14 protein-coding genes are annotated in these 17,468 nt (G+C 61.6%); 11 read left to right on the top strand and 3 right to left on the bottom strand.

The window, feature by feature from the left end:
* Positions 1-49 precede the first annotated feature (49 nt).
* From cyoA to P9292_RS05545, 8 genes are all read left to right on the top strand, one after another.
* Positions 50-934, top strand: a complete 885-nt coding sequence (cyoA, locus tag P9292_RS05580; protein WP_244829918.1) for a ubiquinol oxidase subunit II — start codon at positions 50-52, stop codon at positions 932-934.
* Between the two features lie 3 nt (positions 935-937).
* Positions 938-2,953, top strand: coding sequence for a cytochrome o ubiquinol oxidase subunit I (gene cyoB / locus P9292_RS05575; RefSeq protein ID WP_250510822.1), 2,016 nt, complete (start codon positions 938-940; stop codon positions 2,951-2,953).
* Positions 2,954-3,562, top strand: coding sequence for a cytochrome o ubiquinol oxidase subunit III (cyoC, locus tag P9292_RS05570; protein ID WP_244829916.1), 609 nt, complete (start codon positions 2,954-2,956; stop codon positions 3,560-3,562).
* Positions 3,562-3,894 carry a cytochrome o ubiquinol oxidase subunit IV gene (cyoD, locus tag P9292_RS05565; protein WP_250510824.1) on the top strand — a complete coding sequence of 111 codons (333 nt, stop codon included), beginning with the start codon at positions 3,562-3,564 and terminating at the stop codon, positions 3,892-3,894. The genes cyoC and cyoD overlap by 1 nt, the downstream gene beginning before the upstream one ends.
* A gap of 189 nt (positions 3,895-4,083) precedes the next feature.
* Positions 4,084-4,611: a 2,4'-dihydroxyacetophenone dioxygenase family protein gene (locus P9292_RS05560; protein WP_244829914.1), complete on the top strand. Its 528-nt coding sequence runs from the start codon at positions 4,084-4,086 to the stop codon at positions 4,609-4,611.
* Positions 4,612-4,720: 109 nt separating this feature from the next.
* Entirely contained in the window at positions 4,721-6,022 is a 1,302-nt protein-coding gene (locus P9292_RS05555; RefSeq protein ID WP_250528023.1) for an MFS transporter, read from the top strand.
* A gap of 15 nt (positions 6,023-6,037) precedes the next feature.
* Positions 6,038-6,766, top strand: a complete 729-nt coding sequence (locus P9292_RS05550; protein ID WP_250510826.1) for an SDR family NAD(P)-dependent oxidoreductase — start codon at positions 6,038-6,040, stop codon at positions 6,764-6,766.
* 67 nt (positions 6,767-6,833) lie between these two features.
* The gene (locus P9292_RS05545) at positions 6,834-7,643 is read left to right on the top strand and encodes an IclR family transcriptional regulator (RefSeq protein ID WP_244829911.1); all 810 of its coding nucleotides are present in this window, start codon (positions 6,834-6,836) and stop codon (positions 7,641-7,643) included.
* Between the two features lie 11 nt (positions 7,644-7,654).
* On the opposite strand, the gene P9292_RS05540 is transcribed toward P9292_RS05545, so the two are convergent.
* Both P9292_RS05540 and P9292_RS05535 read right to left on the bottom strand, forming a co-directional pair.
* A complete protein-coding gene (locus tag P9292_RS05540) occupies positions 7,655-12,742 on the bottom strand; it encodes an autotransporter outer membrane beta-barrel domain-containing protein (protein ID WP_309958286.1) in 5,088 nt (1,695 codons plus the stop codon).
* A 357-nt stretch (positions 12,743-13,099) separates the two neighbouring features.
* A complete protein-coding gene (locus P9292_RS05535) occupies positions 13,100-14,437 on the bottom strand; it encodes an AarF/UbiB family protein (protein WP_250494359.1) in 1,338 nt (445 codons plus the stop codon).
* Positions 14,438-14,930: 493 nt separating this feature from the next.
* Here P9292_RS05535 and P9292_RS05530 point away from each other — a divergent pair, with 493 nt between their 5' ends.
* From P9292_RS05530 to P9292_RS05520, 3 genes are all read left to right on the top strand, one after another.
* Positions 14,931-15,323: a hypothetical protein gene (locus P9292_RS05530; RefSeq protein WP_250494360.1), complete on the top strand. Its 393-nt coding sequence runs from the start codon at positions 14,931-14,933 to the stop codon at positions 15,321-15,323.
* Between the two features lie 543 nt (positions 15,324-15,866).
* A complete protein-coding gene (locus P9292_RS05525) occupies positions 15,867-16,175 on the top strand; it encodes a hypothetical protein (RefSeq protein ID WP_309958285.1) in 309 nt (102 codons plus the stop codon).
* A 281-nt stretch (positions 16,176-16,456) separates the two neighbouring features.
* Positions 16,457-16,867, top strand: a complete 411-nt coding sequence (locus tag P9292_RS05520) for a hypothetical protein (protein WP_244829906.1) — start codon at positions 16,457-16,459, stop codon at positions 16,865-16,867.
* A gap of 6 nt (positions 16,868-16,873) precedes the next feature.
* Here P9292_RS05520 and P9292_RS05515 read toward each other — a convergent pair whose 3' ends face one another.
* On the bottom strand, positions 16,874-17,311 hold the full coding sequence (locus P9292_RS05515; protein ID WP_244829905.1) for a response regulator: 438 nt from the start codon (positions 17,309-17,311) through the stop codon (positions 16,874-16,876).
* Between the last annotated feature and the right edge of the window lie 157 nt (positions 17,312-17,468).

Raw genomic sequence — 17,468 nt, 5'->3', positions numbered from 1 at the left:
TGCACGGCGTTCTTCCAGAACGCTTCGATCAAAGAAACCAGCGAATGCAATGAATGAGAAAACCAAACGTTTAGCAGCGCCACTGTTAGCGGGGGTGGCCAGTCTCTGTCTCTCGGGATGCAAGCTGGAAGTGTTGGACTCGAAGGGCAGCATCGGCAAAGCGGAAGCTTCGTTGATCGCTCTTTCGACTTACACCATGCTTCTCGTCGTCATCCCGGTCATTTTGATGACCCTGTTCTTCGCGTGGCGCTATCGCGCGTCGAATAAGAACGCTACCTACGCGCCCAAATGGACGCACTCCACGGCAATCGAAATCGTCGTCTGGGCGATTCCCGCTGTCATCATCCTGTACCTCGGCATTTTGACGTGGAAAACCACGCATGAACTCGATCCGTACAAGCCGCTTCAATCGGATGTCAAGCCGATCAACGTAGAAGTCGTCGCGCTCGACTGGAAGTGGCTCTTCATCTATCCGGATCTCGGCATTGCGTCGGTGAACCAGTTGGCCATTCCCGTTGGCACGCCGGTGAACTTCCGCATCACGTCGGATTCGGTGATGAACTCGTTCTTCATCCCGCAACTCGGCGGCCAGATCTACGCAATGGCCGGCATGCAGACGAAGCTGCATCTGCAAGCGGATCACGTGGGCGACTATGCGGGCATCTCCGCGAACTACAGCGGCCAGGGCTTCTCCGACATGAAGTTCCGCGCGCTCGCCATGTCTTCCGCCGATTTCGATGCATGGCAGAAGAAGGTCAAGACCGCGCCCGCGCGTCTGGACATGGACGTCTACGCCGGCGTCGCGAAACCGAGCGAGAAAGATCCGGTGAAGTACTTCTCCACCGTCGATCCCAAGCTCTTCAACAACATCGTCGGCAAGTACAACAACGGCCGTTTCGATGTCAACGGCGAAAACTGCGTAACCAAGGGGTAAGCCATGTTTGGCAAATTAACGCTCGAGGCGATCCCGTACCACGAACCCATCATCATGGGGGCGACGGTCCTCATGGCGATCATGGTGATCGGTGCGGCCGCCCTTCTCACTAAGTTCGGCAAATGGGCCTGGCTCTGGAACGAGTACCTGACGTCGACGGATCACAAGCGCATTGGCGTCATGTATCTCGTCGTGGCGGGTCTCATGCTGGTGCGCGGCTTCGCGGACGCCATCATGATGCGCGTGCAGCAAGCCATCGCGCTGAATAATCCCGGCATCTTCCCGCCGCATCACTACGACCAGATTTTCTCGGCCCACGGCACCATCATGATCTTCTTCATGGCCATGGCGCTGCTGGTCGCATTCTTCAACCTCGTGGTGCCTTTGCAGATCGGCGCGCGCGACGTGGCGTTTCCGTTCATCAACTCGCTGTCGTTCTGGATGACGGCCGTGGCCGCCGTCCTGATCAATCTCTCGCTCTTCATCGGCGAGTTTTCGAAGACGGGCTGGCTCGCGTATCCGCCGCTCTCCGAGACGCAATTCAGTCCGGGCGTCGGGGTCGATTACTACATCTGGGCCTTGCAGATTTCCGGCGTCGGCACGTTGCTGACGGGCGTGAACTTCTTCGTCACCATCGTGAAGATGCGCGCACCCGGCATGACGTGGATGAAGCTGCCGGTGTTCACATGGACGGCGTTCTGCTCGAACGTGCTGATCATGGCGACGTTCCCGATCCTGACCGTCGCGCTCGCGCTGCTCGGTCTCGACCGCTACCTCGGCATGCACTTCTTCACGAACGACGGCGGCGGCAACCCGATGGTGTATCTGAACCTGATCTGGGCTTGGGGTCACCCCGAGGTCTACATTCTGATTCTGCCGGCTTTCGGCATTTATTCGGAAGTGGTCTCGACGTTCTCGAAGAAGCCGCTGTTCGGCTACAAGACGATGGTCTACGCGACGTGCTGCATCATGGTGCTGTCGTTCCTTGTGTGGCTGCACCACTTCTTCACCATGGGTTCGGGCGCCAACGTCAATGCCTTCTTCGGCATCATGACGATGATCATCTCCATCCCGACCGGCGTGAAGATCTTCAACTGGCTGTTCACGATGTACCGTGGCCGCATCCAGTTCACGACGCCGGTGTTGTGGACCATCGGCTTCATCATCACGTTCACGCTCGGCGGCATGACGGGCGTCATGCTAGCCATTCCCGGCGCGGACTTCGTGCTGCACAACAGCCTCTTCCTGATCGCGCACTTCCATAACGCTATCATCGGCGGCGTGGTGTTCGGCTACTTTGCCGGCGTGCAGTACTGGTGGCCGAAAGTGTTCGGCTTCAAGCTGGACGAAAAGCTCGGCCGCAACGCCTTCATTTGCTGGTTCGTGGGCTTCTTCGTGGCGTTCGTGCCCATCTACATCCTCGGCTTCATGGGCATGACGCGCCGTATCAACCATTACGACAACCCCGCATGGCAGCCGTATCTGATGGTCGCGGCTGCGGGCGTCGGCATCATCGCGTTGGGCGTGGCCTTCCAGGTCGCGCAGATCGTAGTCAGCGTGATTCGCCGCAACCAGCCGGCGTATCGCGATGTCACGGGCGACCCGTGGAACGGCCGCACGCTCGAATGGGCGATCAGCTCGCCGCCGCCGGTCTACAACTTCGCGCATATTCCAGCCGTGCGTGAACTCGACGAGTTCGCCGACATGAAGGAAACCGGCCGCAGCATGGCCGATCAGGGACCGTACCGCGCCATCCACATGCCGTCGAACACGAGCGCGGGTCTTGTCGTCGGCGTGTTCGCGCTGGTGCTCGGCTTTGCCGCCATTTGGCATATCTGGTGGATGGCTATCGTCGGTCTGGTCGGCATTGCCGCGACCGTCATCGGCTACAGCTTCCGTGCGAACGCTGGCTACATGATCCCCGCCGCGACCGTCAAGGCGACCGAAGAGCGGAACCGTCCGCCGAAGTCGCCTGCAAAGACCGGCGTCGCGCGCGACCTGGAACTGGAGGTGCTGTAAATGTCGCAATCGACACTATCCGCGCATCACGCGCATGACCATGAGCACGAACACTCGTCGCATTCCGTGTTCGGCTTCTGGGCCTACCTGATGACCGACTGCGTGCTGTTCGCCTCCCTTTTCGCGACCTTCGCGATGATGGGGCATCAGTTCGCGGGCGGCCCGACGGCAAAGGATCTCTTCAATCTCAACGATGTCGCGATCGAAACCGCGCTGCTGCTCACGAGCAGTCTGACGTTCGGCTTTGCGATGATTTTTGCGCAACGCAAGAAGACGGGTGCCGTGCTCGCGTGGCTCATCGTCACGTTTCTGCTGGGCGCGGGCTTCCTGTGGCTGGAACTGCACGAGTTCGCGCATCTGATCGCCGAAGGCGCCAGCCCTCAGCGCAGCGCGTTCTGGTCGTCGTTCTTCACGCTCGTCGGCACGCATGGTCTGCACGTCACCCTCGGCATGATCTGGCTGATCGTGCTTGCGGTGCAGATGATCGCCAAGCCGGGCATGGGCGAACGCGAACTGCGCCGGCTCGCCTGTCTGAGCCTTTTCTGGCACTTCCTGGACATCGTCTGGATTTGCGTGTTCTCCTTCGTCTACCTTGCGAGCCTCGTCTAATGGCACATACGCATTCAACACACGGCGATATCCCGCATGTCAGCGTGCGTGGCTATCTGATCGGCTTCGTGCTGGCGGTCGTGCTGACCTTGGCGTCGTTCTGGCTCGTGATGTCGGGCACGTTCAGCGGCGAGCGCGCGATCACGGCGCTTGCAGTGCTGGCCGCCGTGCAGATGGTCGTCCACGTGGTTTTCTTCCTGCACGTGAACGCATCGAAGGGGCAGCGCTGGCACGCCTTGTCGTTCGCCTATACGATTCTGATGTCACTCGTCGTTGTCGTCGGAACGGTATGGGTCATGCATAACGTCCACATGCTGATGATGGCGCGTTAAGCCCATCGGTCCTTCCCAAGGAACCGAATTGCTGCGTCAAAGCGGACCTGCCTCGCAGGTCCGCTTTTTTTTCGTCGGTGCGAATCCCTATTTTTAAGCGCGTGATGAATCTTGACAATTTGTCGCAGCCGCGTGAATATCTGTCCATAATTTGGTTTAATCATCCACAATATGGACAAGGAGACGCGAATGCCCGCGCCCAAGAATTCGGCGGATGCCCTCACGCCGTATCAGTATCCCAATCCCAAGGAAGCGCAGAAGGAAATCGTCGTGAGTCACGCGATTCCAACCGACGAGCGCGAGTGGGTCCCGCAAGCCGAGAACGTCTGGTTTCGTCCGCTGTGCCTCAATGTGTCGACCGGTTACTGGATGAACCTGCTGCGCGTGCGCAAGTCGGGCGTGCTGTCGCGTCACCGTCATCCGCAAGCCGTGCATGGCATGGTGCTCAAGGGGCGCTGGCGCTATCTGGAGCATGACTGGGTTGCAACAGAAGGCAGCTACGTGTTCGAGCCGCCCGGCGAAACGCACACGCTTTACGTGCCCGAAGACGTCGAGGAAATGATCACCTACTTCCAGGTGAACGGCGTGATGTTCTATTGCGATCCATACGGCAACTACACCGGTTATGAAGACGTGTTCACGAAGGTGGACATGTGCCGCAAGCATTACGAAGCCGTTGGACTGGGCGCGGATTTCGCCGATCAGTTCATTCGCTGAATAACGCTTGAAGCAACGGCTTGAAGCACGGTCTGAAGCAACGCAATTCCCGCAGCACCTTTCGCCAACCGAACCGAAGCATAAAAACAAGGCTTTCGGAGGAGACAACATGCAGAGTAAATCGCCGCGCCTGAAGCGCATACAGTGGGTCGCGCTCACGTTCCTGACGCTTGCCGGGATCGTGAACTATCTCGACCGCAGCACGCTTTCCATCGCGAATCATTCGGTCACACAGGAGCTGGGCCTGTCCGCTTCGCAGATGGGCTTGCTGCTCTCAGCATTCTCGTTCGCGTACGCGTTTTCGCAGTTGCCCATCGGGGTGATGCTCGATCGCTTCGGCGCGCGCATCATGCTCGGGCTCGGCATGTTCGTGTGGTCGGTGGCGCAGTTGTTCGGCGGCCTCGTCACGACGCTGCATCAGTTTCTCGCGGCCCGCATCGCGCTCGGCATCGGCGAGGCGCCTCAATTTCCGGCGGGCGCCAAGGTCGTCAGCGAATGGTTCGCGCAGCGCGAACGCGGCAAGCCGACCGGCATCTTCGTGACGTCGTCGACCATTGGCCCGGCGCTCGCTCCGCCCATTCTCACCGTGTTGCTGCTCAACTTCGGCTGGCGCAACATGTTCGTCATCATGGGCGTACTCGGCATCATGGTGTCGGTGGGCTGGTATGTGGTGTATCGGAACCGCAAGGACATCACGCTCGATGCGCAGGAAGTCGCGCATCTGACCGAAGGCGAACCCGCACAGCGCGCCGAACGCAATATGACCTTCGCGGAATGGCGCGGTCTCTTCGGCAAGGCGACGACCTGGGGCATGATCTTCGGCTTCATGGGCGTGATCTACATGGTGTGGCTATATCTCACGTGGCTGCCGGCGTATCTCGAACACGAGCGTCATCTGACGATTGCGAAGACCGGCTGGGTCGTGACCATCCCCTATCTTGCCGGCACGCTCGGCATGCTGTCGTCGGGCTTTATCGCCGATGGTCTGATGGCGCGCGGCGTTGCGCCCATTCGCAGCCGCAAGTGGCCGATCTGCTCGGGTCTCATCGGCGGCGCGCTTTTCACGGTGCCGGCCGCGTTCACGCCGAATCTCACGCTTGCCATCGTGTATTTGTCGGCGGCAATGTTCTTCGTCAACATGGCGAGCGGCGCGGCGTGGGCGCTCGTCTCGGTCGCGGCTCCGCGTCATATGGTGGCCTCGCTCGGGAGCATCCAGAACTTCGGCGGTTACTTCGGCGGTTCGTTCGCGCCGTTCATTACCGGGCTCGTGGTCGACAAGACGCATTCGTTCGTCAACGCGTTCCTGATCAGCGCGGGCGTGGCGTTCGCCGCCGCGCTCGTGTACATGTTCGTCGTGCGCTCGCCGATTCAGGATTCCGAGGCGAAAGCCGCCGCCGTTCCCGTCGTCTGACCATTCAAGCTACTCATGACCTTTCAACCTGATCTGTACAAAGGCAAGACCGTCGTCGTGACGGGCGGCACGCAAGGTATCGGCGCGGGCATCGCGCAGGAATTCGCGACGCTCGGCGCGCGCGTCATCGCGGCGGGTATCGCGCCGACGGCAGCGCAGAAGGACGCGCTCGGCGCGGGAATCGAAGTCGCCGCGCTCGATGTCGCCGATGCCGCCAGCACCGCCGATCTTTTCGCGCGTCTCGATTCGCTCTACGTGCTCGTCAACTGCGCAGGCATGATCAAGCGTGGCGACGAGCACGACATCGAAACCTTCGAGCGCGTGATCGCCGTGAATCTCAACGGCACCATGCGGATGTGCTCGGCGGCGCGACCGTTACTCGCGAAAAGCCGGGGATCGATCGTCAACACGGCGTCGATGCTGACGTTCTTCGGCGGCGGTCTCGTGCCCGCGTACAGCGCGAGCAAGGGCGGCGTCGCGCAGTTGACGAAGTCGCTCGCGATTGCTTACGCGGCGGAAGGCATTCGCGTGAACGCGGTCGCGCCCGGCTGGATTGCCACGCCGCTTACGCAGGCGCTGCAGGAGGACGACGGCCGCTCGCAAGCCATTCTCGAGCGCACGCCCATGAAGCGCTGGGGCTTGCCGGAGGATGTCGCGCGCGTGGTGGCGTTTCTGGCGTCGCCGGCGGCGTCGTTCATGACGGGAACGGTCGTGCCGGTTGATGGCGGCTATCTGATCGCCTGACGCGCCAATCGACGGATCACGCGGCGTGCCGATATACTCGGCGCGCCGTCGCACTCAGGTTTCCAAAATGTCCGCAGCTTCCGACTCCTCTTCCTCCTCCTTCGACGCGGCGAAAGCCAACGGCACCGCCGCGTTCTCGAAGTTCATGGTGGTGCTGCAACTCATCGCCGATGCCGATGAACCGCCGACCGTCGCCAGCCTCACGGCGGGATCGGGTTATCCGCGTCCGACGGTGTATCGCATCGTCGGCGCGCTAATTGCCGAAGGGCTCGCGGTCGAGAGCGCACGTGGTGGAAGTTATGCGCTCGGCCCGCGTCTGATGTCGCTTGCGAGCCGAAGCTGGGAGCGCTCCGATCTGCGCATCGCCGCCACCGACGCGTTGCAGGCTCTGCGCGACAGTACGCAGGAAACCGTGCATCTCGCCGTGCGCAGCGGCGCGGAGATGGTGTATATCGAAAAGCTCGAAAGTCCTCATGCGGTGCGCATGGCTTCGCGCATCGGCACGCGTGTCACGCTCTATTCGAGTTCGGTGGGCAAGGCGTATCTGTCGACGCTCGGTCGTGCCGAGCGCGATGCGTTGTTGCAAGGCATGGCGTTCGAGCGCTTTACGTCGAATACGATCACCGAGCGTCGCGCGCTCGATGCGGAACTCGATGCCTGCCACGCCCGCGGCTATGCGGAAGACCGCGAGGAAAACGAAGCGCAGATTTTTTGTTATGGCAGCGCGATCGTCGGGGCGAACGGCACGACGCTCGGCTGCGTAAGCGTGAGCATTCCGCTGTTCAGAAAGAGCGCGACGCCTGTCGAAACTTATATCGAACCGCTCAAGGCCGCGTGCCGCGCGATCGGGGAACGCATGAGTCCGGGTACGCGCTGACGCGCGCGTGCTCACCAGATGTACCGCGCGCCCAGCAAACCTTGATAGCTGCGATAACCGCCGTCGCCTTGCTGGTAGCCGAGGTTGCCCCACAGACGCCAGTTCCGCGCGAGTTGCGCCTGCGCGCCGACCTTTACTTCGAGGCGATTTCTCGGGCCGTCCTGCGACACCACGATCTGATTGAAGGCGATGGAATTGCCGCTCGTGTCGTGCCACCAGTTGACTTCCAGATACGGCAGCCAGCCCGGCGCCGCGGCCGATCCCGGCGCGTGAAAAACGCGCATGCCCACGCGCGTCGTCAGTGCATTGATATTGCCGCCATGGACGATCGTGCCGCCAGACTCCACGTGATCGTCGGCGGCATAGTTCGAATAGATGACTTGCGCTTGCGGCTCGATCAGCACCGGGCCGCTCGACGTCTGACCTACCGCGAACGCCCATCCGCCTTCGACCGATCCGCCCCACGTATGGCTCGCGTAGCTCTCGCCATTCAGTTGCGCGCCCTTGACCGTGTTGTCGAAGTGCGCATATTGCAGCCACGTATCCACGTAAGGTCCGACAGGCGAAAGCGCATTCGCGCGCCAGGTCGCGTAGACGCCGGCGCTCGCGCCGTTCACATTGCCTCGCGCGGTGGCGGGATTGTTACGTGCAGTGGCATCGGTCGTCGACGAACCATAACCCGCCATGATGCCCGCCTGCCAATGCTGCGCGTTCGACACGCGATGCAGCAAGTCGATGCCCGCCTGAAAGAGCGCGGTGTCGGTGGATTCGGCAAGCCGCCCGCCGGCCGCGTTGCCGTCGGTGTGCGCGGCGCGAGTGCGCACCCAGGCCGTCGATTCGTTGCCGCTCATGCCGTCCACGGCGAAGGGATCGGGGAAGCCCGCGCGGTCGTGCAAGGTCATGACGAACATGTCGCGCGCCGCTGCCTGATTGCCAAGATAGCCGCCCGGTTCGGGTCGTGGCGCGGGTGTCGGTGTAGGCGACGGTCCGTCCGTCAAGGTTCGCAAATACCAGTTGCCATCGACGGGTGTGCTCGCGCCGCCTTTGTACAGGTTGTATTCGTATGGACCCGCGACGACGCGGCCATCGAGCGTGAACTGGCCGTTCGACTGACCATCCACCTGAACGATGCGGATTCCGTTGCTCGTTATCGCCCCCGCGCCGCCTGCGTTCCGCACTTTCACGGCGGTCTGACCGGCACTGTCGCCATGCACGATAAGGCGATCTGTCGCGGAATCGTCGCTGCCCAGCGCCGTGCTCAACGTCAGCAATCCATTGTTGCCGATGTAGTTGCGCGCGACCGTCAACGTACTCGTGGGCGTCGGGCTGCTCATGCGGATTTCGCCGTTGTTCGTCAACGTGCCGCCGATACTGAACGCGCCAGCCGCGGCATTCGCGAAACCGGGCGCTGCATCCGCGACCGCGAGCAATCCGTTGTTCACCACCGCGCCGCCCACGCCGCCATAACCGCCGAATGTCGCGCCCTGCGCCACCGATACTTGCGGCGTGTTCGGCAATTGCGCGTTGTCGGTCAGGATGAGCGCGCCCGAATTCACTTGAGTGGTCCCGCTGTATGTCTGGCTGCCCGGCAGCAATAGCGCGCCAGAACCTTGCTGCGTCAACGCGCCGGTTCCGCTGATCGAGTGGCCATAGACGTAGCGATCGCTGCGATTGAACACCAGCGCGCCGTTGTTGACGATATCGCCCGCGACGCTGCCCGACGCGCCGCCCGTGCCGAGCTGCAGCACGCCTGCGTCAATGGTGGTCGGCGCCGTGTAAGTGTGGTCCGCGCTCAGAATCAACCGGCCGGCGCCGGTTTTCGTAAAGCCGCCCGAGCCGCTGATGACACCGTCGAACACAGTGTTCGTACTGTAATTTGCCGTGAGCGTTGCCGTGCCGAGCGAGACGTTGCCCGCGCCTGCGAGGCTCGTGACCTGCTGATTGAAACCGTTCAAATCGAATGTCGTGCCCGGCGACAACATCACGCGCGAACTCGGCGCGATGACATTCTCCGCTCCGGCTTGCAGCGTCCCGCCTTCGATCAGCGTCGCGCCGGTGTACGTGTTCGCCTTTGACAATTGCAACGTGCCCGCGCCTGCCTTGGTGAGCGTCTTGCCATCCCAGCCCGTCGTCTGATTGGCCGTCTCATTGGCAAGAACGACGTCCATGTCGAACGAATCGCCGGGTTGCACGAGCGTGAAGACGCCGTTCGCCGTCGCGGGCGTCGTCCCGTGCGCGGCATACCACGTGAGCCCGACGCCCACGTTGTAGGTCTGGGCGGTATAAGCGGACGAGAGCGTCAGGAAATCGACGGAACTGGCCGTGCCGCCGATGCGCGTCGATGCGAACGTTCCACTAAGCCCGCCGGGCGTGGTCGCGTGGATTTCCGTGAATGCGCCCGCTGCCAGTTGCGCGGCGCTCGTCGCGGGCGCTGCCGTGTAACCCGCGAGGTTGAAGATCGCGCCAGGACCGATCGATGCCGTGCTGGCCGAGATCACCGGTTCGGCAACCCCCGCGATGCTGGACAGTGTGCCGGTCATGGTGAAGGCGCGGCCGACTTCGAGCTGGCTGCGGCTCGACAGCGCGGTGGTCGCGCCGGACGCGGTCGTCCAGTCGGCCGCAGTCGTGAACGCGCCAGTTTGCAAAAGCCGTAATGTGCCGGCTTCGACGCTGACCGCGCCTTGCGTCGAACCGGAGGCGGCGAGATTCGCCGCGCCGACGCCCGTCTTCAAGAGCGCGCCTGAGCCGCTCAGTGTGTTGAGCATCAGGGCGTCGTTGGCGAAATCCAGTTGCAGGATGGCGTTATTCGTCACCGCGCCTGCGCCGAGCGCGGTCCCGGTTGCCGCAATCAGCTTGCCCGTAGCGATGGTCGTGCCGCCGCTATACGTGCTCGCGCCACTTAGGCTCAGGGTCGCCGGGCCGGTTTTTACCACGCTTCCGCTACCGCCGATCGTGCCGCTGAAAGCGGTATCGGCGAGATTGACGGCGGTGAGTGCCGCACCGCCGAGCGCGACTGCGCCCGCGCCGCTCAACTGGTTGATTTGCTGCGCGAAGCCGTTCATGTCGAGCGTGGCGCCGCTCGCGATGTTGACATTGCTGCTGGTCGCGAGCGAGTCCGTCACATCGGTTCTCAGCGTGCCGCCGTCGATCAGCGTGCCGCCGGTGTGGATTAGCGGCGCCGATACGATCAACAGGCCCGGACCTGTCTTCGTCAAGGTGCGGCCGTCCCAGCCGCTCGCGAAGACACCGACCCGGTCAGCCAGCGGCACGTCGAGGTTGAAGGTACTCGCGGCATCGGCGAGAGTGAAGGTGCCGTTGGCGATAGCGGCCGGTGCGCGCCACGTCAGGCCGAAGCCAACGTTATAGTTCAGGCCATCGGGGCTTTTCGCGCCGGTGAGCGTCAGGTAATCGGCGGGGCCTTGCGTGCCCGAGAAGCCGACGCTGGCGAAATCGCCCGAGATCCCGCCTGTCGTCCGAATGATGTTGAATTGCGTGCTCGTAAGCGCGCTGGCCGTATTGGGCGCGTCGGCTCCGAAACCGCTCACGGTCAGCGCGCCCCTGAGTGTCGCCGTGCTGGCCGTGATGATCGGCTGCACCTTTCCTATGCCCACGTTCAGCGCCGAGCCTACTTCCTGCGTGAAGTTCGTGGCGATTTGCAGACTCGACTTGTCCGAGATGCTTGTCGTCCCACCGACGCGCGTGGTGTATACGCCGGCGTTGAAGGCACCCGGATGGTCGAAGCCGAGCGTGCCCGCTTCGACAACCACCGTGCCTTGGCTAGAGCCGGCTTTCGTCAGGTGAGTGGCGCCACTGCCAGCCTGAATAAGCGTGCCGTTGCCGACGATCTGCCCCGCGAATGTCGCCACGGTATTGCGATTGAAGCGCAGCATGCCGTTGTTCACCACGTCGCCGTCGAGCGAGCCGCCCGCGCTGCCAGTACCGATCGTGAGGCTGCCGCTGTTCTGCACCGTGCTTGCCCCGCCATGCTGCGTGAGCGTGCCGCCGAGCGTCAGATCTCCGATCACGTTGAGCGCGTCCGGCGTCGTGCCACCTATCGCGATGTTGCCGGTCAGCGTCCAGACGCTCTTCACGCCGGAGGTGAGCTGGCTCAATCCCGGCCCGCGGCCCGTCGCGATGTTCCCGGACTGCACGGCCGAGCCGGTCAACGCGAGCGTGTTTCCCAATCCTTCGATGTCGAGGATATTGTCATTCGCGCCTTGCAGCGACGACCCCGTTCCCAGCGTCACGCGATTGTTCGAACCGACGAGAAGAATCGCCGCCGATCCCGCACTTGCGATTTTGCCGTTATTGACGAGTGTGCTGTCCTGTTGAAGTTGAACACCTGCGCCAACGGTGCTCTGGATGCTTCCGGTCGAGCTGTTCACGACCGACATTGGAAGCGTTCCGGTGTTGACCACGCCAGCCTGATAACCGGTTATCGATCCGTCGTTGTTGATGACGACCGAGCCTGTCTCGACGAATATTCCGTCGCCATAGGTCGCATCGCCCACGCCGGAAGCAATCGATGCCTTCGCGTGATTGTCGATGATCACCGTTCCGGTCGAGCCGATATAGACGCCATTGGGCGTTTGCTTGATGGGCCCGGCGACCGCGCCATTGATCGTGCCGAAGTTGTCGAACGTCCCACCCGACGCGTCGATATACGCGACACCGTGACTGGTTCGTGCGCTTATGTCGCCCCGGTTGATCAGATCGTTGGAATTTCCGCCGCCGTCGAAAAGCACGCCGAACGTATTGCCGAGCAGCGCGCCGCCCGCGTTATTGGTGAGCGTTGCGGGCACATAGAATTTGATCGCGGCCGCCTGGTTGTCGACCGCACTGACGATGACTCCCGCGTTGTTGAACGTGACAGGCGCGATGGCCGTGACATCGATTGCGTTCTCGGACTGCGTTGTGATAGTCGTGCCCGGAGGAACCACATAAGAGCTGTCATCCGATAAGACAGCGCCCGTCGTGCTCGACGCAACCTGTCCCGCTTGGGAGGGCGCCGCGAACCCAATCAGGACGGCGGCCGCCAATGGACGCAGTCCCGTGTTGAACGATGCGCAATGACGTGTTCGAGCGCGACGTGTTTTCATGCGAATCGGCCTCGCCCCGGTGCGTCGTATTCATGCCGGCGTTTGTTCAAGTAATACTTCGGCTTATCGTTACGAATCTCCGGTGCTTTACCGGGGTGTAAGCGACACGTGTCATTCTAGGACACAGTTCCCCATAAAATTCTCGTTACCTAGGATCACTTATGAAATTAGCTTCGCTTATTTTGTTAACGATCGCAGACGTCTTACCGTTCGATGTCATGTCTGCCATGCAGACTCGGAACGCCTGTAGATCGAATCACTCCGCCCGTTTCGATGAAAAGCGACACCGTGCCGATGCGCGCGAGCCTGCGCATGACCGTCAGCGTGGCCCGCGCATCGCCACGCGGATTGCTTCGCTCACCGCTGCTCCGCACCCGCCCGCTGCGCGATAAGCCGGGGCAAACGCGGCAGCATATGCGGCCAATGAGTGGCTTCGTGCGCGAGCCGCGTCGCGAGACTATGGCAGCCGAACTGATCGCGCGCCAGCCGAGCGATGACCTTGCGCGCGATCTTCCACACGTCGATGTCGGGCGCAACGTCATGCGCCATGTGCTCGACCGCTTCCATCGTGCGCGACAGCAGCATCGCCCGCGACGCGATGCGCCCGTGCGCCGCGCTGTACATGTGCTCGACGGGCGCCTTGCCGATGGCATCGAATAAATGTGCCACGCCCACACCATGCCGCGTGTGCTTCGTGGAGAAACGTTCCGCCTCGCGCCGATACGTGGCCTCGACACGTACTTCGTGATGGATGGAGTGCGTGTCCGGCCGTCCGTGCTCCAGATGCACGCGCGCAGCCGCCTTGTGATCGCCCTGCAATAGCGCATCCGACACGCCGACGATGAACTCGCGTTCGTGCGCGGCGAAAAACATCGTCGGATTGTCGGCTTCGAGGACGATCTGGCCGAATGTGTCGGTGTCGATGCTCACCCGTGCGCCGGCGGCATCGAGTCCGGCGTGATAGAGGCCCGCGCCGAGCGCCATTTCGAAGAACGCTTCGATGAGGGTCGCAATGAGATCGGCCTGATCCAGTCCGTGACGCGCGAGCGCTTGCGCGTCCGAAAGAGAAATGGTCGCGATGGAACGCGTGGTCAGAACGGCGTCGTTGCAAAAGTCCCAGAGCACTTCCGGCACGGCGAGCCGGTTATCGTCACGCAACCGGTAGCGCAAAAAGCTCTGGTCGGCGGCGCGCTGGCGTAGGTCGATCATTGCGTCGACGGTTTCGGTGACGCGACGCACCCATTCGGACGGATGCATGTCGCGCGCCTTGGCCGAACGGCGTTCCGCAAAACGCGCGGCGGCGAGCGCGAGATCGAGATCATCCGCGAGTTCCTGGCGTGCATCCGGACGCAGGAGCGTGACGCGCACCGCCATTTCGCCGATGCGCGCCGCATGCGTCTGCTCCGCGATGCCCGAGCGCAGCGGCGCGGCGCTCACCTGCGTCAGCGCAACACCTTGCGCGCGAAGAGCGGCGGCGGACACATCGCGGAACTGCGTGGCATCGTACGGCGTGAAAAGCCCGTCCATTTCAGTCAGCGCAACGCGCACCGCCGTTTCCGCCAGCGCCGGATGACGTGCGAGCGCGCCGGACGTCGCGTTCAGGACGCGCGGCAACTGCCGCAGCACGGGCAAGCTCGACGCGAGCGGCGCGGCACGCGCTCCATGTAGCGCGAAGAAGCGGGCGACGCGCTGCATCGAGGCACCATCCTCGCTATGGTGACTTTCCCGTATGAATGCACGGCCTAGGCGCCAAAGGGTGGCGAGTCGTCGCATGGCAGAGTCGGGCTCGCTGAGTAAGGTTTAAGTTCGCAAACGTGCAATAGACATGCCTCGGTGCAGGCTTTTGAAACGCGTTTTGTCTTCCATGTGTAACACGTTTCAGCCAGCCGTGCGTGTGCTTGGCTTTGTTGCTAGTCGCCTCGAAAGTCGATGGCCAGCTTCTTACCGTCCCGTTTTTCATGTGCTAATTTTATTTAGTACGAGGGATTCGCGAACCTCGTCGAACGCGTCGAAGCGACGGCGACATCATGAGCAGTCCGTTGGTCGAAGCCGGATCGCGCATGTTTCACCCGCTCTTTCGACAATTCGCTCCGTTGCATCGAGCGATTCGAATACTCGGATGTGTCTCATTAGATTCTTAAGCCCGATCGAGTTTAATGACACTCATCCCAAGCAAACAAGGTCAGCGATGAAAGCCCCTCAAGTCACGGTAGATGCGCAAGGCAACACGATTGTTTCCCATTCGACACCTATCAGCGAGCACTGCAAGAGCCGCGTGCGTTTGCTTGCATCGCTGGTCGAGATGATTGCCGCGCCCGGTGCCTACGAGCAATTCGCAATGTTTTCGGACGTCATGCAGCGCGATCTTCTGCATCTCATGCACTCGCTTGCGGAAGAACAAATGCCGCTCGTCGAGGCGCTCGAAAAACACACGGCGCAGGTTTATTACGAGAAGGGCGTGAATGCGGCGCTCGAGCATCGCAGTCGTCAGCAACAAGCGGAAATCGCTGAACCGCCGCCGGTCGAATCAGCGGACTACCCGCACATTTCAATGCCGGCTTTTGAAGAAGTTCGGCATTAATAAGGCAGTGTTGTCGTAGTTGCAAATGGAAGGATGGATCATTGAAGCAGTTGAGGTTGGCATCGGATGTGAACCGGTACTAGCATTTTGAAGCACCGGTCGCATCCGCAGTACGCGGTAGTCGAGTAGTGTCGGAAGTAAAGCAGCAGCAGTACGAGAAGTGAGCAGTAACTGTAGCAACGCAGTACCAGTAGCATCTGAAGCACCCGCAGTATCCGCAGTACGAGAAAGTGAAGCAGTATCAGAAGCAAAGCAGCACCCGTAGCAAAACGCAGTACGAGAAAGTCAGCAGTACCCGAGCCCCTGCCCTAAGCCAGCAGGGGCTTTTTTCATTTTCGCGTCCGTTTTCAGCGCACCGTTACTTTGTATTATTTTGTCGGCACATGCTGTACATAAATTTCGATACGGTATCGTAATCCCTGCTAGCAACACGTTAGCAATATAAAGAACGACGAAGCCGCGTACTTCATCGAAAAATCATGCTGAGAGGCACTTTTGAGCGCCAGCAATATCATTCCCATCCGCACAAAAGACAGAGGCGCCATGCAGAACCAGGCCGAACAACCAGTCGAGCAAGCCATGTATATCCTCGGGCAGATCGGTGCCGTAATCTGTCACGACCATGGGCCGCGTCCCAACACATCCATCCTCACCAAGATGGCCTCGCGTCCCGCCGAAGGTCTTTGGTTCGCGGTGGCGCGCATGGACGAATTGTGTCCGCCGCAACGCGGTGCGAGACGCACGCTGCTTCGCTGGAAGCACGAGGAAATCGGACGTCTGAGCCGTCTGTTACCGCATCCGCTACCGGCGGATGCCTGCGCCAAAACCCAGATGCCCTTCTGGGCCGGCTGATTGTCAGTACTGGGAAGACGTGCTCAAGCAGCACGTGCAGCGCGACATCGACAGACTGAGCATCGAACTCGATGGATTGCAGCGCAAGAGCGCAAACCTGTGAGTCGCCGCGAGCCTCGACAGCGTCAGGTTGCGGCGCAGGGGCAACTCGGGCACACTCGCGCGCTCGCCCGCGGCAGTCGATCACCCTTGAGGAATGCTTCCTTGCCGTGCTCGAACGGCATGCCGCGTCGCACTGCATCGGCGTGCTCAGCCCGAGTTTCAAGGTAAAGGAACAAACGATGGATGAAGTAAAGGTCACGGTCGACAATGACGGGCATCCCGTCATCGGCCATTCGGAATCGATAGAACAGCGCTGCAACCATATCGCGCAGGCCATTGCCGCGCTCGCCGATAGCGTCGCGGCCGCCGACAGTTCCACACAGCGGTCGCTCATGGCGCTTTTGCGCACGCTCACGCACGAGCAACTCGCGCTGACCGCTGCGCTCGGCGACCACGCAGGCGAGTTTTCATCCGATGAAGCGTATCGCAGGACGTACCGCCGTGCCTTCAGAAAAGGGTATAGCGCGGGATTGCAGCGGACCTTGCCGGCGCGTCAGACCGAGACCGTGGAACGGCCGATCAAATCTTCGGGCATTGCAACGAAGCGCCTGCGGCAGGACGCTCTGCGCAACACGGTTCTGGAGCATTGAAGAGGCTCATGCCTGGCGCATCGAATAATACTCATGCAGCACGGCGATCAGCCGGTCGAGTTCGGTCGGCTTGACGAAGTATCCATTGAAGCCCTTCAGCCGCGCGCGCGTTTGATCTTCCAGGCTCGTGCGGCTCGTGTGCGCAATCAGCAGCATGGCGGGATCGGCGGCGCGGATGACTTCGGCGACTTCCCAGCCATCGCCGAGCGGCATCATCAGATCGAGCAGCACCACGCCAGGACGCCACTTGCGCACGGCCGTTACGGCGTCGAGCCCGGTATGGGCGGCGCGCACGGTCAAATCGGCGTCCTCGAGCGCGAGACAAATGGCGCGTGTCGCGTTCATGTCGTCGTCGGCAATCAGCACGCGTGGTTCGCCGCTGTCGGCCGAGCGTTCGGGCATCTGCCAAACGGCTTCATCGGTGAGACGGTCAAGTCGTTGCATGTCGTTGCCCTCAGGGAAGCAAGGACGAAAGCAACCTGCGTTCCCTGTTTGGAGCAATGGGCTGTCCTCAGGCAGCATATGGCTCACGGCGATTACACTCGGGAATTACCCGATGCTAATGACACGCGCCGTCAGGCGACACGTCGAGCGTTTTTTG

The organism is Caballeronia sp. LZ001 (assembly GCF_031450875.1).
Classification (GTDB): domain Bacteria; phylum Pseudomonadota; class Gammaproteobacteria; order Burkholderiales; family Burkholderiaceae; genus Caballeronia.
Note: the sequence above shows the minus strand (reverse complement) of the source record. Positions and strands in the feature narration are given on the sequence as shown.

Excerpts from the sequence above, each read along its gene's own strand:
- cyoA (WP_244829918.1), top strand. The coding sequence starts at position 50 with ATGAATGAGAAAACCAAACGTTTAGCAGCGCCACTGTTAGCGGGGGTG.
- cyoB (WP_250510822.1), top strand. The coding sequence starts at position 938 with ATGTTTGGCAAATTAACGCTCGAGGCGATCCCGTACCACGAACCCATC.
- cyoC (WP_244829916.1), top strand. The coding sequence starts at position 2,954 with ATGTCGCAATCGACACTATCCGCGCATCACGCGCATGACCATGAGCAC.
- cyoD (WP_250510824.1), top strand. The coding sequence starts at position 3,562 with ATGGCACATACGCATTCAACACACGGCGATATCCCGCATGTCAGCGTG.
- P9292_RS05560 (WP_244829914.1), top strand. The coding sequence starts at position 4,084 with ATGCCCGCGCCCAAGAATTCGGCGGATGCCCTCACGCCGTATCAGTAT.
- P9292_RS05555 (WP_250528023.1), top strand. The coding sequence starts at position 4,721 with ATGCAGAGTAAATCGCCGCGCCTGAAGCGCATACAGTGGGTCGCGCTC.
- P9292_RS05550 (WP_250510826.1), top strand. The coding sequence starts at position 6,038 with ATGACCTTTCAACCTGATCTGTACAAAGGCAAGACCGTCGTCGTGACG.
- P9292_RS05545 (WP_244829911.1), top strand. The coding sequence starts at position 6,834 with ATGTCCGCAGCTTCCGACTCCTCTTCCTCCTCCTTCGACGCGGCGAAA.
- P9292_RS05540 (WP_309958286.1), bottom strand. The coding sequence starts at position 12,742 with ATGAAAACACGTCGCGCTCGAACACGTCATTGCGCATCGTTCAACACG.
- P9292_RS05535 (WP_250494359.1), bottom strand. The coding sequence starts at position 14,437 with ATGCAGCGCGTCGCCCGCTTCTTCGCGCTACATGGAGCGCGTGCCGCG.
- P9292_RS05530 (WP_250494360.1), top strand. The coding sequence starts at position 14,931 with ATGAAAGCCCCTCAAGTCACGGTAGATGCGCAAGGCAACACGATTGTT.
- P9292_RS05525 (WP_309958285.1), top strand. The coding sequence starts at position 15,867 with ATGCAGAACCAGGCCGAACAACCAGTCGAGCAAGCCATGTATATCCTC.
- P9292_RS05520 (WP_244829906.1), top strand. The coding sequence starts at position 16,457 with ATGGATGAAGTAAAGGTCACGGTCGACAATGACGGGCATCCCGTCATC.
- P9292_RS05515 (WP_244829905.1), bottom strand. The coding sequence starts at position 17,311 with ATGCAACGACTTGACCGTCTCACCGATGAAGCCGTTTGGCAGATGCCC.